The 266-nt window shown below is 48.1% G+C and carries 1 protein-coding gene; it reads left to right on the forward strand.

Translation table 11 applies throughout. The features are described from left to right. Nucleotides 1–266 (forward strand): hypothetical protein (locus AC0L20_RS41155; RefSeq protein ID WP_473295853.1); only part of this gene is annotated, 266 nt, incomplete at both ends.

Here is a 266-nt window from a genome sequence, read left to right on the forward strand (position 1 = left end):
CGTGGGTGCCTGTCAGCGTTGCGGCCAGCATGCTTTTCACAGCGCTAAGTTGTTTATGGTTAAGACATCGCGTCCCGAATGGAAATGTCTCCTACGCTATTCAGCGCACCCACAAACCAGACTGGCGGCGACTATTCGAAAACAAGACGCTGCTGTTGGCCATTGCTTCTGCTAGCATCATTCAGTTAAGCCACACTTTGTATTTTGCTACAGCCTCAATAAACTGGGGTCTTACAGGTTATTCATCGACGACCATTGGTTTATTT

Source organism: Bradyrhizobium sp. Kon58 (genome assembly GCF_055807455.1).